The 15,704-nt window shown below is 50.7% G+C and carries 12 protein-coding genes and 3 pseudogenes; 12 read left to right on the top strand and 3 right to left on the bottom strand.

Annotated elements, in window-relative coordinates; all coding sequences use genetic code 11:
- Positions 1–56 (bottom strand): IS1 family transposase (locus tag ACJHYO_RS23595; RefSeq protein ID WP_097491765.1); only part of this gene is annotated, 56 nt, incomplete at its 3' end.
- 355 nt (positions 57–411) lie between these two features.
- On the opposite strand from ACJHYO_RS23595, the gene sitA reads away from it, so the two are divergent.
- From sitA to sitD, 4 genes are read left to right on the top strand one after another with little or no spacing between them, the layout of a single operon-like run.
- Positions 412–1,326 carry an iron/manganese ABC transporter substrate-binding protein SitA gene (sitA, locus tag ACJHYO_RS23590; protein ID WP_000949004.1) on the top strand — a complete coding sequence of 305 codons (915 nt, stop codon included), beginning with the start codon at positions 412–414 and terminating at the stop codon, positions 1,324–1,326.
- Positions 1,326–2,153, top strand: coding sequence for an iron/manganese ABC transporter ATP-binding protein SitB (sitB, locus tag ACJHYO_RS23585; protein ID WP_000983710.1), 828 nt, complete (start codon positions 1,326–1,328; stop codon positions 2,151–2,153). The genes sitA and sitB overlap by 1 nt, the downstream gene beginning before the upstream one ends.
- Positions 2,150–3,007, top strand: a complete 858-nt coding sequence (gene sitC, locus ACJHYO_RS23580) for an iron/manganese ABC transporter permease subunit SitC (protein WP_001101723.1) — start codon at positions 2,150–2,152, stop codon at positions 3,005–3,007. The genes sitB and sitC overlap by 4 nt, the downstream gene beginning before the upstream one ends.
- Positions 3,004–3,861 (top strand): iron/manganese ABC transporter permease subunit SitD, encoded by an 858-nt coding sequence (gene sitD, locus ACJHYO_RS23575; RefSeq protein WP_000968139.1) that lies wholly within the window; start codon positions 3,004–3,006, stop codon positions 3,859–3,861. Before sitC ends, sitD begins: the two co-directional genes overlap by 4 nt.
- Positions 3,862–4,094: 233 nt before the next feature.
- On the opposite strand, the pseudogene ACJHYO_RS23570 reads toward sitD, so the two are convergent.
- A pseudogene (locus tag ACJHYO_RS23570) lies at positions 4,095–4,343 on the bottom strand (Tn3 family transposase); the annotation flags it as partial.
- A gap of 6 nt (positions 4,344–4,349) precedes the next feature.
- Here ACJHYO_RS23570 and ACJHYO_RS23565 point away from each other — a divergent pair.
- Both ACJHYO_RS23565 and crcB read left to right on the top strand, forming a co-directional pair.
- A pseudogene (locus ACJHYO_RS23565) lies at positions 4,350–4,763 on the top strand (phosphopyruvate hydratase); the annotation flags it as partial.
- A 340-nt stretch (positions 4,764–5,103) separates the two neighbouring features.
- Positions 5,104–5,484, top strand: a complete 381-nt coding sequence (crcB, locus tag ACJHYO_RS23560; protein WP_001318207.1) for a fluoride efflux transporter CrcB — start codon at positions 5,104–5,106, stop codon at positions 5,482–5,484.
- Positions 5,485–5,863: 379 nt separating this feature from the next.
- Here the strand turns inward: crcB and ACJHYO_RS23555 are convergent, their stop codons facing one another.
- Positions 5,864–7,057, bottom strand: coding sequence for an MFS transporter (locus ACJHYO_RS23555; protein WP_000095526.1), 1,194 nt, complete (start codon positions 7,055–7,057; stop codon positions 5,864–5,866).
- Between the two features lie 135 nt (positions 7,058–7,192).
- Here ACJHYO_RS23555 and iucA point away from each other — a divergent pair, with 135 nt between their 5' ends.
- From iucA to ACJHYO_RS23525, 6 genes and pseudogenes are all read left to right on the top strand, one after another.
- Entirely contained in the window at positions 7,193–8,917 is a 1,725-nt protein-coding gene (iucA, locus tag ACJHYO_RS23550) for an aerobactin synthase IucA (protein ID WP_000602863.1), read from the top strand.
- On the top strand, positions 8,918–9,865 hold the full coding sequence (gene iucB / locus ACJHYO_RS23545) for a N(6)-hydroxylysine O-acetyltransferase IucB (RefSeq protein WP_000011910.1): 948 nt from the start codon (positions 8,918–8,920) through the stop codon (positions 9,863–9,865). It abuts the gene before it with no gap.
- Complete coding sequence (gene iucC, locus ACJHYO_RS23540; protein ID WP_001015721.1) at positions 9,865–11,607, top strand: NIS family aerobactin synthetase IucC; 1,743 nt, start codon at positions 9,865–9,867, stop codon at positions 11,605–11,607. Before iucB ends, iucC begins: the two co-directional genes overlap by 1 nt.
- A pseudogene (gene iucD / locus ACJHYO_RS23535) lies at positions 11,604–12,937 on the top strand (NADPH-dependent L-lysine N(6)-monooxygenase IucD). Before iucC ends, iucD begins: the two are co-directional and overlap by 4 nt.
- Before the next feature lie 25 nt (positions 12,938–12,962).
- Positions 12,963–15,164: a ferric aerobactin receptor IutA gene (gene iutA, locus ACJHYO_RS23530; RefSeq protein ID WP_000973520.1), complete on the top strand. Its 2,202-nt coding sequence runs from the start codon at positions 12,963–12,965 to the stop codon at positions 15,162–15,164.
- Between the two features lie 484 nt (positions 15,165–15,648).
- Positions 15,649–15,704 (top strand): IS1 family transposase (locus ACJHYO_RS23525; protein ID WP_097491765.1); only part of this gene is annotated, 56 nt, incomplete at its 3' end.

Below are 15,704 nucleotides of genomic sequence, written 5' to 3'. Positions count from 1 at the left end.
CGCACCACCCCGTCAGTAGCTGAACAGGAGGGACAGCTGATAGAAACAGAAGCCACTGGAGCACCTCAAAAACACCATCATACACTAAATCAGTAAGTTGGCAGCATCACCGATCCCTTCATTTAGTGACTGCCCCTGGGTTTTTCATGCTCTCCTGCGTCCTAGAGAACTTGCCAATAACCTACATTATTTTTGCTTTGCCATTACCAATCGTCCTGAACAAGTTCATTTTAAAGCCAAAGCGCTGCCCAACTTTTATCCTCAATACCACATCGTCAGCAGGAAATAACCTAATCCCTGTGTTGGGATCTTATAATCGCTAATGATAATTATTTACATTTTATAGCTTCTGCTATAAAACATAGTAGTTGCTATGTTTATTCTAATTTTGCTCACTATAGGTACTAAATCATGCTCTCAATAAAAAAAGTAACCATGCTCTTGGGGTGCCTAGTCCTCACCTGCTCGATAGCATTTCAGGCGAGTGCAGCTGAAAAATTCAAGGTCATTACAACTTTTACCATCATCGCAGATATGGCCAAAAACGTGGCTGGAGATGCTGCAGAAGTCTCATCCATAACCAAGCCTGGTGCAGAAATTCATGAGTATCAGCCTACCCCTGGCGATATTAAACGTGCGCAGGGGGCACAACTGATTCTCGCCAATGGTATGAATCTGGAATTGTGGTTCCAACGCTTTTACCAGCATCTCAATGGGGTTCCAGAAGTAATTGTCTCTTCGGGTGTGACGCCAGTAGGGATCACCGAAGGGCCCTATGAGGGCAAACCTAACCCCCATGCCTGGATGTCGCCAGATAATGCTCTGATTTACGTCGATAATATTCGTGATGCGTTTATAAAATACGATCCGGCAAATGCACAAACCTACCAACGTAATGCCGATACTTATAAAGCCAAGATTACCCAAACCCTTGCCCCCCTGCGTAAGCAGATTGCGGAACTCCCTGAGAATCAGCGATGGATGGTCACCAGTGAAGGGGCTTTTTCTTATCTCGCACGCGATTTGGGGCTAAAAGAGCTTTATCTGTGGCCGATTAATGCCGATCAACAAGGAACACCGCAGCAGGTACGTAAGGTTGTTGATATAGTTAAGAAAAATCATATCCCGGCAGTCTTTAGCGAGAGTACGATTTCCGATAAACCAGCGCGTCAGGTTGCGCGTGAAACCGGCGCGCACTACGGTGGTGTGCTCTATGTCGATTCCCTGAGCACAGAAAACGGCCCGGTACCTACGTATATCGACCTTCTGAAGGTTACTACCAGTACGCTGGTACAGGGAATTAAAGCCGGAAAAAGGGAGAAATAATGATGCAATCTGCAGGCATTGTCGTTAATGATGTTACTGTCACCTGGCGTAACGGGCACACAGCACTGCGCGATGCATCCTTCACAGTACCAGGCGGATCTATTGCCGCTCTGGTTGGGGTAAACGGTTCCGGAAAATCGACGTTGTTTAAAGCGATTATGGGATTTGTGCGTCTGACCAGCGGGAAGATATCTGTTCTGGGTATTCCCACACGACAGGCGCTACAGAAAAACCTGGTTGCCTACGTCCCTCAGTCAGAAGAGGTTGACTGGTCATTTCCTGTACTGGTGGAAGATGTGGTGATGATGGGCCGCTATGGGCATATGGGTATGTTGCGTATCGCCAAAAAGAGGGATCGTCAGATTGTCACCGATGCGCTGGAACGTGTCGATATGGTGGATTTTCGCCATCGACAAATCGGCGAGCTTTCCGGTGGACAAAAGAAACGCGTCTTTCTGGCGAGAGCGATTGCACAGCAGGGTGATGTGATCCTGCTGGATGAACCTTTTACCGGCGTTGATGTGAAAACCGAAGCGAAAATCATCAGCCTGTTGAGGGAGTTACGCGCGGAAGGCAAAACGATGCTTGTCTCAACGCACAATCTCGGATCCGTCACGACATTTTGCGATTATACGGTCATGGTCAAAGGCACCGTCCTGGCAAGCGGGCCGACAGACACCACTTTTACAGCCGAGAACCTGGAGCTGGCTTTTAGCGGCGTACTGCGCCATGTCACACTTAACGGCTCGGAAGAAAGCATTATTACTGACGATGAACGCCCTTTTGTGGCACATCGACCGTCAGCGGTGCAGAGGGAAGAAAGATGAACGTGCTACTGGAACCCTTCAGCTATGAATATATGCTCAATGCGATGTGGGTCTCGGCGATGGTCGGCGGTCTCTGCGCTTTCCTGTCATGCTATCTGATGCTAAAAGGCTGGTCGCTGATTGGCGATGCGCTGTCGCACTCTATTGTCCCGGGTGTTGCGGGGGCATATATGCTGGGGCTTCCGTTTTCTCTGGGAGCCTTCTTTTCCGGCGGACTGGCAGCGGGCAGCATGCTGTTTCTTAACCAACTCACTCGCTTAAAAGAAGATGCCATCATCGGCCTGATCTTCTCGTCCTTTTTTGGCCTGGGGCTGTTTATGGTGTCATTGAACCCGACATCCGTGAACATTCAGACCATCGTCCTGGGCAATATTCTGGCAATCGATCCGGCGGATATCCTGCAACTCACTATCATTGGCATTCTCTCGATCATCGTGCTTTTTTTCAAATGGAAAGATCTTATGGTGACCTTTTTCGACGAGAATCACGCCCGTGCTATTGGATTGCATCCGGGCAGATTAAAAATCCTCTTCTTCACCCTGCTGTCGGTTTCGACCGTTGCGGCGCTGCAAACGGTTGGTGCCTTTCTGGTGATCTGTCTGGTGGTGACTCCCGGTGCAACAGCATGGTTGTTAACCGATCGTTTTCCCCGCCTGCTCATGATTGCTGTAACTATTGGCAGTGTGACCAGTTTCCTCGGCGCGTGGGTCAGTTACTTTCTGGACGGCGCGACAGGTGGAATCATCGTGGTGGCGCAGACACTGCTGTTTCTTTTAGCATTTGTCTTTGCGCCCACCCATGGGCTTTTGGCAAATCGTCGGCGTGCGCATAAAGCGCTGGAGGATCGCTCATGATGGCATTATTACTGGAGCCACTGCAGTTCACCTTTATGAGTCACGCACTGCTGATTTCACTGGTAGTTTCCATACCCTGTGCGCTGCTGTCGGTCTTTCTGGTCCTGAAAAGTTGGGCACTGATGGGTGACGCGATGAGTCATGCGGTTTTTCCTGGCATCGTGCTTGCCTGGATTCTGGGGTTACCTCTGGCTACAGGGGCATTCGTCGCCGGAGTATTCTGTGCGGTGGCGACGGGATACCTGAAAGACAACAGCCGAATCAAGCAAGATACAGTGATGGGGATTGTTTTTTCTGGCATGTTTGCCGCAGGTCTGATCTTGTATATTGCAGTCAAACCAGACGTACATCTTGATCATATTCTTTTCGGCGACATGCTCGGGATAACCATCGGCGATATAATCCAGACGGTGATTATTGCCGGACTGGTTACACTTGTTATTAGCGTAAAATGGCGGGATTTTTTGCTGTTCAGCTTTGATTATCAACAGGCGCAGGCAAGCGGTTTGCATACGAGATGGCTGCATTATGGGCTGCTGTGCATGGTCTCCCTGACCATTGTGGCGACGCTGAAAGCGGTAGGTATCATTCTCTCTATTTCTCTTCTCATTGCGCCTGGTGCCATTGCGGTACTCCTGACACAACGCTTTCATATTGCGCTCCTGCTGGCGACTGGCATATCGATATTGGTCTCAATGACTGGTGTCTGGCTGTCCTTTTTTATCGACAGCGCGCCAGCTCCGACAATTGTTGTCTTATTCGCGGTCATGTTCATCATGACGTTTACCGTTACCAGCATCAACGCACGCACAAAGGAAAATGCCGAACCACGGGATTTGTTATCATCCGATTAGCAGAACACTCGGCCAGCAACATCCGCTTATTGGCGATGCGCTTGAACGAATAATGCACAGACTTATGATTCTGATAAGTTTTGTTGCCAGAGAGTTGCTGCGGACTGGATAGCAAGTAATGTCGATTCTCAGGGGTAGCAAACAGCGCAGTAAAATGAGGGAAGTAGTGGCAAAACATAGAGAAAATTGGGGGGCGAGGGCCAGTGATGTAAAAAACCACGCTAAGAGTTTAATTAATTGTTTGTATTGAAGTTTAATGATCTTAACTCACCCTTAAGAATATCTTCCGGTAACGAAGACGTATAATGCCCCAGCATATTTATATGGCTATGTATCAGCAGCGATAATCTTGCCGGATGCTACTCCTCAGGAGTTTCTCCCGATTTGCGAAGATGTGACAACGCCTCCTGCATGTAAAGTGTGTTTCACAGCACAACCGCATTGGTCACCAGCCCCAGAGCACCTAGTTGATCTTCCTGCCCTTAACGGTAGCTGAAGATGACTGGGCTGGATGGAAAATCCTGCATGGTGCATTGGGAGAGCAGATAGAATTGGTTGGCGACGATCTGTTTGTGACCAACGTAAAGTATATTCAGCGCGGCATTGACGAAAACCTTGCCAATTCAGCATTGATTAAACTCAACCAGATTGGTTCCCTGAGTGAAACCTTTGATGCGGTACAACTTTGCCATGACAACAACTGGGGCACCTTTATCTCACACCGCAGTGGTGAGACAGTGGACAGCTTTATCGCCGATATGACAGTTGCAATGCGCGCAGGTCATCTCAAAACGGGAGCTCCATGCCGGGGTAAGCGTATTGAAAAATATAACCAGCTTATGAGAATTGAGGATGAACTGGGTTCATCGGCGCAATTTGCTGGAAAGTCTGCCTTTAAATGACATTATTGTGCCAATCCCCCAGGCTTACACGTCGGGGTTATTCTGGAGGAATGATGAAAGCTCACGTTTTTGTTATTTCTATGCTTACTGGCATTGTCGTCACCTATGCCGTGTTACTTCTTGGTTGCTTGTTCATCGATAAAACGCTCCCCACTGTAGATGTTGTCATTCTGTCACTTGTCGTGGGGGCTTCTGCTCAGCAATTGTCGAGGGTATTAATGTCAATAAATAGAACCTTCCCTTATCTTGCATGTAGTCAAAGGATATAAATTAACAATATCAGTCAAATGAGAACATATTCTGATATTGTTACGATAAAAAATTATTTTATGAGGGGTACATGATTAAATCACTTTTTGCCGTCATTATCGGCGGTTCTGTTGGATGTACTCTGCGCTGGTTACTGTCCACACGCTTTAACAGTCTTTTTCCAAATCTACCTCCAGGTACACTGGTGGTGAACCTCCTTGCCGGGTTAATTATTGGTACTGCGTTGGCGTACTTTTTACGACAACCACACCTTGATCCTTTTTGGAAATTAATGATAACAACGGGACTTTGTGGAGGTCTGAGTACTTTCTCTACATTTTCTGTTGAAGTATTCGCATTACTCCAGGCGGGAAATTATATATGGGCTTTGACGTCTGTACTTGTTCACGTCATTGGCTCCCTCATCATGACAGCTTTAGGCTTTTTTATCATAACCATACTTTTCGCATGAGAATTCATTAACGTTACAGGTTTATCAACTAATGTGACGCTTAGGATAGAATTTCGCTCCATGGTATGCGTTTGCAGTCATTACAGTCTCCATGACGACTGTAATGACTGCAAACGCATTACCTGACATATCAGTATAAACAATGAATTAACCTCTTGGCGTATTTTTTACATCACTGGCCCTCACCCCCCAAAATTCTCTCTGAAAAATTGTTGCGGTTAACGTTGCCAATGTATCCACCCATTTCAGAAGACGATCTGGCATCCTGGTGGCATGTTGCGATGTGCTTCAGGTGAGTGCACTGGGCGGTCAGCACAGGCGGTTTCGACAGCGAAATTGCACAGGACGTTATGCCGGCTGTGAGTACAACATCATAGCCTTACTTGATTGTACGGTAATGCCAAATACATGCAGACACTATGGTAAATAATACAGCGGCAAATAATGCCGTCACAATCAGCGCGATTGAGACACCTGTTTTCGACGCCAGTGGCACCAACAATGCGCACAGCCCATAGCCAAGTGTGTGACTGGCCGCAAGCCAGCCCGCGCCTGCGCCGTCGGCCAGCTTATCATTCAGTAAAAGTTGATAAGCGGGTGTTGCCAGAGCGGCCCCAAATGACAGCACTGCACAGCCCAGGTAAAACAACCATAGCTGTTCAGTGAGCATGATAGCCAGACCACTACTCATCAACACCCCGGCACTCAGGAGCAGAGCCACTGGAGTCAGGCGCTGTGGACGGAGTACCACGAACTGCGCGATAAGCGCAGCTATTGCGGACAGCCCCAACAACCACGCCACCTGTTGGCTAATAGTGGTGGTATCAGTATCGAACTGGCGAGTAAGGGCTGGCGAAAGTCCAAGCTGCATCATGCTCATTGCCGCAGCCAGTAACATTGCGCAAAGCAGATAAGGCAGGCAATCCCGCTTCAGGCTGACGCTCTTGCGCTCCGGTGTGGGCTGTGGTGGTGTGCCGGGCAACCGCAGAAGCATCACCACAGCCCACACCGGAGCTGCCATCAGCATCCACACTGGCGCCAGAGGGTGAATGACCAACATTGCCGCCGCGCACAGCGGCCCGAATAGCCTGCCGCAGCTCAGGCCGGAGCTGATGGTTGCCAGAGCGGCCATGCGATTCCCTTCTCCCGCTCTCTGCAATGCCCAGACCTGACAGGCTGGCACCATTGCTGACACGGTCAGACCGTAGACGATCCGGGCGATGATTAATATTCCCAACCCCACCGCTGTTGTTACGGCACCGGTAGCCATCAGCACGCTTCCCAGCCCAAGCAGGGTAAAGCTTACGCCATATCCTCCCAGAGCCCACAGCACCACAGTCTTACTGCCAGTAAGGGAAATTTGCTTTCCCCACCATGGGGAAGATGGCAGAAACAGCATTGAGCCCAGCATCAGCAGGGCAGCCCATACAGACAGACTCAGATTTGTCTGTATGACCAGAACAGGGAGTACAACCAGCAGACCGTTCTGTCCGATACCGAGAAGACCGGCACTGAACGCCAGTGGCCAGCAGGACAGGGTTTTTTGGGGCGTATCTTCGATCTTAGATGACATTGTAATGTTTCAACACCATGTATTAATTGTGTTTATTTGTAAAATTAATTTTTCTGACAATAACATTTCTCATTGATAATGAGAATCATTATTGACATAATTGTTATTATTTTACTGTGTAGGAGCTGTTTGATTATGATCCTGCCCTCTGAAAAATCCGCCACAGATGTGGCTGCGCAGTGCTTCCTGAATGCCTTGATTCGTGAAACCAAAGACTGGCAACTGGCGGAATACCCGCCAGACGAATTGATTATCCCGCTGGACGAACAGAAGTCGCTCCATTTCAGAGTGGCTTATTTCTCCCCAACCCAGCATCACCGCTTTGCATTTCCTGCTCATCTGGTCACGGCATCAGGCAGTTATCCTGTCGACTTTACCACTCTCTCCCGGCTTATTATTGATAAGCTCCGGCATCAACTTTTTCTGCCAGTTCCCCTCTGCGAAACTTTCCACCAACGCGTGCTGGAAAGCTACGCCCATACGCAACAGACAATTGATGCCCGCCATGACTGGGCCATCCTGCGTGAAAAAGCGTTGAATTTTGGCGAGGCTGAGCAGGCACTGCTGACAGGACACGCTTTCCACCCTGCACCTAAGTCTCATGAACCGTTTAACCGCCAGGAAGCTGAACGATACCTGCCTGACATGGCACCTCACTTCCCGCTGCGGTGGTTTTCGGTGGATAAAACGCAAATCGCTGGTGAAAGTCTGCATCTTAACCTTCAACAGCGGTTGACGCGATTTGCCGCAGAAAATGCGCCCCAGTTACTCAACGAATTAAGTGACAATCAATGGCTGTTCCCGCTGCACCCGTGGCAGGGAGAATATCTTTTGCAGCAAGTGTGGTGCCAGGCACTTTTTGCTAAAGGACTTATCAGAGACTTAGGCGAGGCCGGCACGTCGTGGCTGCCGACCACCTCTTCCCGCTCCCTCTACTGTGCTACCAGCCGCGATATGATCAAGTTCTCCCTGAGCGTTCGGCTGACCAACTCCGTCCGTACTCTGTCTGTGAAAGAGGTGGAGCGAGGAATGCGCCTGGCACGTCTGGCGCAAACCGACGGCTGGCAGATGCTACAGGCCCGCTTCCCTACTTTCCGGGTAATGCAGGAGGACGGCTGGGCCGGGCTGCGCGATCTTAACGGCAACATCATGCAGGAAAGTTTGTTTTCCCTGCGTGAAAACCTGCTGCTGGAGCAGCCGCAAAGCCAGACCAACGTTCTGGTTTCCCTGACTCAGGCCGCACCGGATGGCGGTGATTCGCTGCTGGTTTCGGCGGTAAAACGCCTGAGCGATCGCCTCGGTATCACTGTGCAACAGGCCGCCCACGCATGGGTCGATGCTTACTGTCAGCAGGTGCTGAAGCCTCTGTTTACGGCTGAAGCGGATTACGGCCTGGTGCTGCTGGCGCATCAGCAAAATATTCTTGTGCAGATGCTTGGGGATCTGCCGGTCGGATTTATTTACCGTGACTGCCAGGGCAGCGCGTTTATGCCTCACGCGACAGAGTGGCTCGATACCATTGACGAGGCGCAGGCGGAAAATATTTTCACCCGTGAGCAGTTGCTGCGCTATTTCCCTTATTACCTGCTGGTTAACTCCACTTTTGCCGTAACTGCTGCGCTGGGTGCTGCCGGGCTGGACAGCGAAGCGAATCTGATGGCTCGTGTACGAACATTGCTGGCTGAAGTGCGTGACCAGGTGACTCATAAAACCTGTCTCAACTATGTTCTGGAAAGTCCGTACTGGAACGTAAAAGGTAACTTTTTCTGTTATCTGAACGATCATAACGAGAACACCATCGTTGACCCTTCGGTGATCTATTTTGATTTCGCTAACCCGCTGCAGGCTCAGGAGGTCTGAATGTCTGGGGCAAACATTGTTCACAGCGGATATGGACTGCGCTGTGAAAAACTCGACAAGCCTCTGAATCTTGGCTGGGGGCTGGACAATAGCGCGGTGTTGCACTGGCCCGGGGAGCTGCCAACAGGGTGGCTGTGCGACGCGCTGGATCAGATATTTATCGCCGCACCACAACTTTCAGCAGTGGTTCTTCCCTGGTCCGAATGGTGTGAGGAGCCACAGGCGCTGACGCTTTTCGGACAGGTACAAAGCGACATTATCCATCGTTCCGCTTTCTGGCAGTTACCGTTATGGCTGAGTTCTCCGGCAAACCGGGCCTCCGGTAAAATGGTTTTTGATGCAGAGCGTGAGATTTATTTCCCGCAGCGCCCCCCCCGTCCGCAGGGTGAAGTTTATCGTCGTTACGATCCACGCATTCGCAGGATGCTGAGTTTCCGCATTGCCGATCCCGTTTCTGATGCAGAACGTTTCACTCGCTGGATGAACGATCCGCGCGTTGAGTATTTCTGGGAGCAAAGTGGCTCACTGGAGGTACAGATCGCCTATCTGGAACGCCAGCTCACCAGTAAACATGCATTCCCGCTGATTGGTTGTTTCGACGATCGGCCGTTCAGTTATTTCGAAATCTACTGGGCGGCGGAAGACCGCATTGGTCGCCACTATTCGTGGCAGCCCTTTGACCGTGGCCTGCATCTGCTGGTTGGTGAACAGCAATGGCGCGGAGCCCACTATGTGCAAAGCTGGCTGCGCGGGGTGACACATTACCTGCTGCTGAATGAGCCACGTACGCAGCGCACAGTACTGGAGCCACGCACCGATAACCAGCGCCTGTTCCGCCATCTTGAGCCTGCGGGATACCGGACAATTAAAGAGTTCGACTTCCCACATAAACGCTCGCGCATGGTGATGGCGGATCGTCATCACTTCTTCACGGAGGTCGGTCTGTAATGAATCACAAAGACTGGGATTTGGTCAACCGCCGCCTGGTGGCAAAAATGTTGTCTGAGCTGGAGTATGAGCAGGTTTTCCACGCGGAATCTCAGGGCGATGACCGCTACTGCATTAACCTGCCGGGAGCACAATGGCGCTTCATCGCTGAACGTGGTATCTGGGGATGGCTCTGGATTGATGCTCAAACTCTGCGCTGCGCGGACGAGCCAGTACTGGCTCAGACGCTGCTGATGCAGCTAAAGCAGGTACTGTCAATGAGCGATGCAACCGTTGCTGAGCATATGCAGGATTTGTATGCCACGCTGCTGGGCGACCTGCAACTACTGAAAGCCCGTCGCGGGCTGAGCGCCAGTGACCTGATTAATCTTAATGCCGACCGCCTGCAATGCCTGCTGAGCGGTCATCCTAAATTCGTTTTTAATAAAGGTCGCCGTGGCTGGGGTAAAGAGGCGCTGGAACGATATGCGCCAGAGTATGCCAACACCTTCAGACTGCACTGGCTGGCGGTAAAACGTGAACATATGATCTGGCGCTGTGATAACGAGATGGATATTCATCAGTTGTTGACGGCCGCAATGGATCCGCAGGAGTTTGCCCGCTTCAGTCAGGTCTGGCAGGAAAACGGACTGGATCATAACTGGCTGCCGCTGCCGGTACATCCGTGGCAGTGGCAGCAAAAAATCGCTACCGACTTCATCGCTGATTTTGCCGAAGGCAGGATGGTGTCTCTCGGCGAGTTTGGCGACCAGTGGCTCGCCCAGCAGTCGCTGCGTACCCTGACCAACGCCAGTCGCCGGGGCGGGCTGGATATCAAGCTGCCGCTGACCATCTACAACACCTCATGCTACCGGGGGATCCCTGGCAGATACATCGCTGCCGGACCACTGGCTTCACGCTGGCTACAACAGGTTTTTGCGACCGACGCCACCCTAGTGCAAAGCGGCGCAGTGATACTTGGTGAACCGGCTGCAGGCTATGTCTCCCATGAAGGCTATGCCGCGCTTGCCCGGGCTCCCTATCGCTACCAGGAAATGCTTGGTGTTATCTGGCGGGAGAATCCGTGCCGCTGGCTGAAACCGGATGAAAGTCCGGTTCTGATGGCAACACTGATGGAGTGCGACGAAAACAATCAGCCGCTGGCAGGCGCATATATAGACCGCTCCGGGCTGGACGCTGAAACCTGGCTTACGCAACTGTTCCGGGTGGTCGTGGTTCCTCTGTATCACCTGCTTTGCCGCTACGGTGTCGCGCTTATTGCACATGGACAAAATATAACTCTCGCCATGAAAGAGGGGGTTCCACAGCGTGTTCTGCTGAAAGACTTCCAGGGCGATATGCGACTGGTGAAAGAAGAGTTCCCCGAAATGGACTCTTTGCCTCAGGAGGTTCGTGATGTTACATCCCGCCTGAGTGCGGACTACTTAATCCATGATTTGCAGACGGGTCACTTCGTGACAGTACTGCGTTTTATTTCGCCACTGATGGTTCGTCTTGGCGTACCTGAAAGGCGATTTTATCAACTGCTGGCAGCAGTGTTGAGTGATTACATGAAAAAACATCCACAAATGTCAGAGCGTTTTGCGCTTTTCTCACTTTTCAGGCCACAAATCATTCGCGTGGTGCTGAACCCGGTAAAACTGACCTGGCCTGATCTGGATGGCGGCAGCCGCATGCTGCCGAATTACCTTGAGGATCTGCAAAATCCGCTGTGGCTGGTAACTCAGGAATATGAATCATGAAAAAAAGTGTCGATTTTATTGGTGTAGGGACAGGGCCATTTAATCTCAGCATTGCTGCGTTGTCACATCAGATCGAAGAACTGGACTGTCTCTTCTTTGATGAACATCCTCATTTTTCCTGGCATCCGGGTATGCTGGTACCGGATTGTCATATGCAGACCGTCTTTCTGAAAGATCTGGTCAGTGCTGTTGCACCTACAAATCCCTACAGTTTTGTTAACTATCTGGTGAAGCACAAAAAGTTCTATCGCTTCCTTACAAGCAGACTACGTACAGTATCCCGTGAAGAGTTTTCTGACTACCTCCGCTGGGCTGCTGAAGATATGAATAACCTGTATTTCAGTCATACCGTTGAAAACATTGATTTCGATAAAAAACGTCGATTGTTTCTGGTGCAAACCAGCCAGGGAGAATATTTTGCCCGCAATATCTGCCTTGGTACAGGAAAACAACCTTATTTACCACCCTGTGTGAAGCATATGACACAATCCTGTTTCCATGCCAGTGAAATGAATCTTCGTCGGCCGGACCTTAGTGGAAAACGGATAACCGTGGTTGGTGGAGGACAGAGTGGTGCAGACCTGTTCCTTAATGCATTACGCGGGGAATGGGGAGAAGCGGCGGAAATAAACTGGGTCTCCCGGCGTAATAATTTTAACGCACTGGATGAGGCTGCTTTTGCTGATGAGTATTTTACACCTGAATATATTTCAGGCTTCTCCGGACTGGAGGAAGATATTCGCCATCAGTTACTGGATGAGCAGAAAATGACATCGGATGGCATCACTGCCGATTCTTTACTGACCATTTATCGTGAGTTGTACCACCGTTTTGAAGTTCTGAGAAAACCAAGAAATATCCGTCTGCTACCCAGCCGCTCGGTAACAACTCTGGAAAGTAGTGGTCCTGGCTGGAAGTTGCTGATGGAGCATCATCTGGATCAGGGCAGGGAGAGCCTGGAAAGTGATGTGGTGATTTTCGCCACAGGTTACCGTTCTGCGTTGCCACAAATACTTCCCTCACTGATGCCCCTGATCACCATGCACGATAAGAACACCTTTAAAGTGCGTGATGACTTCACTCTGGAATGGAGTGGCCCGAAAGAGAACAACATCTTCGTGGTCAACGCCAGTATGCAAACCCATGGCATCGCCGAACCCCAGCTCAGCCTGATGGCATGGAGATCTGCACGTATTCTTAATCGCGTAATGGGACGTGATTTATTCGATCTCAGTATGCCGCCCGCCCTGATTCAGTGGCGCAGCGGCACCTAGGGAAAACGCAGCCGGAGGCTGCTTCTTTAACTCGCTACACAGCATCTTTGGGCTGATTTTTTCCGCCCGTATGGAGGAATAATGATGATAAGCAAAAAGTATACGCTTTGGGCTCTCAACCCACTGCTTCTTACCATGATGGCGCCAGCAGTCGCTCAACAAACCGATGATGAAACGTTCGTGGTGTCTGCCAACCGCAGCAATCGCACCGTAGCGGAGATGGCGCAAACCACCTGGGTTATCGAAAACGCCGAACTGGAACAGCAGATTCAGGGCGGCAAAGAGCTTAAAGACGCACTGGCTCAGCTGATCCCTGGCCTTGACGTCAGCAGCCGGAGCCGCACCAACTACGGTATGAATGTGCGTGGCCGCCCGCTGGTCGTGCTGGTTGACGGCGTGCGTCTCAACTCTTCACGTACCGACAGCCGACAACTGGACTCTATAGATCCTTTTAATATCGACCATATTGAAGTGATCTCCGGTGCGACGTCCCTGTACGGCGGCGGCAGTACCGGTGGCCTGATCAACATCGTGACCAAAAAAGGCCAGCCGGAAACCATGATGGAGTTTGAGGCTGGCACCAAAAGTGGCTTTAGCAGCAGTAAAGATCACGATGAACGCATTGCCGGAGCTGTCTCCGGCGGAAATGAGCATATCTCCGGACGTCTTTCCGTGGCATATCAGAAATTTGGCGGCTGGTTTGACGGTAACGGCGATGCCACCTTGCTTGATAACACCCAGACCGGCCTGCAGTACTCCGATCGGCTGGACATCATGGGAACTGGTACGCTGAACATCGATGAATCCCGGCAGCTTCAGTTGATCACACAGTACTATAAAAGCCAGGGCGACGACGATTACGGGCTTAATCTCGGGAAAGGCTTCTCTGCCATCAGAGGGACCAGCACGCCATTCGTCAGTAACGGGCTGAATTCCGACCGTATTCCCGGCACTGAGCGGCATTTGATCAGCCTGCAGTACTCTGACAGCGCTTTTCTGGGACAGGAGCTGGTCGGTCAGGTTTACTACCGCGATGAGTCGTTGCGATTCTACCCGTTCCCGACGGTAAATGCGAACAAACAGGTGACGGCTTTCTCTTCGTCACAGCAGGACACCGACCAGTACGGCATGAAACTGACTCTGAACAGCAAACCGATGGACGGCTGGCAAATCACCTGGGGGCTGGATGCTGATCATGAGCGCTTTACCTCCAACCAGATGTTCTTCGACCTGGCTCAGGCAAGCGCTTCCGGAGGGCTGAACAACAAGAAGATTTACACCACCGGGCGCTATCCGTCGTATGACATCACCAACCTGGCGGTCTTCCTGCAATCAGGCTATGACATCAATAATCTCTTTACCCTCAACGGTGGCGTACGCTATCAGTACACTGAAAACAAGATTGATGATTTCATCGGCTACGCGCAGCAACGGCAGATTGCCGCCGGGAAGGCTACATCCGCCGACGCCATTCCTGGCGGCTCAGTCGATTACGACAACTTCCTGTTCAACGCCGGTCTGCTGATGCACATCACCGAACGCCAGCAGGCATGGCTCAACTTCTCCCAGGGCGTGGAGCTGCCGGACCCGGGTAAATACTATGGTCGCGGCATCTATGGTGCTGCAGTGAACGGCCATCTTCCTCTAACAAAGAGTGTGAACGTCAGCGACAGCAAGCTGGAAGGCGTGAAAGTCGATTCTTATGAGCTGGGCTGGCGCTTTACTGGCAATAATCTGCGTACCCAAATCGCGGCCTACTATTCGATTTCTGATAAGAGCGTGGTGGCGAATAAAGATCTGACCATCAGCGTGGTGGACGACAAACGCCGTATTTACGGCGTGGAAGGTGCGGTGGACTACCTGATTCCTGATACTGACTGGAGTACCGGAGTGAACTTCAACGTGCTGAAAACTGAGTCGAAAGTGAACGGTACCTGGCAGAAATACGATGTGAAGACAGCAAGCCCATCAAAAGCGACAGCCTACATTGGCTGGGCACCGGACCCGTGGAGTCTGCGCGTGCAGAGCACCACCTCCTTTGACGTGAGCGACGCGCAGGGCTACAAGGTCGATGGCTATACCACCGTGGATCTGCTCGGCAGTTATCAGCTTCCGGTGGGTACACTCAGCTTCAGCATTGAAAACCTCTTCGACCGTGACTACACCACTGTCTGGGGGCAGCGTGCACCACTGTACTACAGCCCGGGTTACGGCCCAGCGTCACTGTACGACTACAAAGGCAGGGGCCGAACCTTTGGTCTGAACTACTCTGTGCTGTTCTGACCGGTATTCCTTTACAACAAAGGTACGCTGATATCAACATGGCCGCTGACAGCCAAGTTGATATCATATAATACACGACATAATCTGTAGTCAGGGAGGATAGACTCTTTACTGACTACAGATTATGTCGTGTTCCGTGCTCATTTCCTCAAAAAAATACAAGAAAAGAATTAGTATTCTAACAAAAAGTGAAATAAATTGTATCAAACTCCCTCTTTTAATCCTGTTGAGTAAATCAGCTTTTGCAATAGGATTGAAAGAGTGTAAGTGGAATCTCTTCCGGATACTCGTTACCACCGTGGCTAGAATATCTACGGCTGCGGGCCAGTAATAGATTAAGTGATAACAGCTGTCTGGAAATGTAGGGGCGTATCCACTAATCATAATCATTGTGAGATAAATATTACGGGGCATTTTATAATGAATAAAGGTGATGCTGCCAACTTACTGATTTAGTGTATGATGGTGTTTTTGAGGTGCTCCAGTGGCTTCTGTTTCTATCAGCTGTCCCTCCTGTTCAGCTACTGACGGGGTGGTGCG

It is taken from the genome of Escherichia sp. WS1118 (assembly GCF_046487695.1).
Taxonomy (GTDB): domain Bacteria; phylum Pseudomonadota; class Gammaproteobacteria; order Enterobacterales; family Enterobacteriaceae; genus Escherichia; species Escherichia coli.
This window is presented reverse-complemented; position numbering and strand designations above follow the sequence as displayed.

What these genes read in the sequence shown, in the direction of transcription:
- iucA (WP_000602863.1), top strand. Translation starts at nt 7,193, where the DNA reads ATGATCCTGCCCTCTGAAAAATCCGCCACAGATGTGGCTGCGCAGTGC.
- sitA (WP_000949004.1), top strand. Translation starts at nt 412, where the DNA reads ATGCTCTCAATAAAAAAAGTAACCATGCTCTTGGGGTGCCTAGTCCTC.
- iucC (WP_001015721.1), top strand. Translation starts at nt 9,865, where the DNA reads ATGAATCACAAAGACTGGGATTTGGTCAACCGCCGCCTGGTGGCAAAA.
- iutA (WP_000973520.1), top strand. Translation starts at nt 12,963, where the DNA reads ATGATGATAAGCAAAAAGTATACGCTTTGGGCTCTCAACCCACTGCTT.
- ACJHYO_RS23555 (WP_000095526.1), bottom strand. Translation starts at nt 7,057, where the DNA reads ATGTCATCTAAGATCGAAGATACGCCCCAAAAAACCCTGTCCTGCTGG.
- crcB (WP_001318207.1), top strand. Translation starts at nt 5,104, where the DNA reads ATGATTAAATCACTTTTTGCCGTCATTATCGGCGGTTCTGTTGGATGT.
- sitB (WP_000983710.1), top strand. Translation starts at nt 1,326, where the DNA reads ATGATGCAATCTGCAGGCATTGTCGTTAATGATGTTACTGTCACCTGG.
- sitC (WP_001101723.1), top strand. Translation starts at nt 2,150, where the DNA reads ATGAACGTGCTACTGGAACCCTTCAGCTATGAATATATGCTCAATGCG.
- sitD (WP_000968139.1), top strand. Translation starts at nt 3,004, where the DNA reads ATGATGGCATTATTACTGGAGCCACTGCAGTTCACCTTTATGAGTCAC.
- iucB (WP_000011910.1), top strand. Translation starts at nt 8,918, where the DNA reads ATGTCTGGGGCAAACATTGTTCACAGCGGATATGGACTGCGCTGTGAA.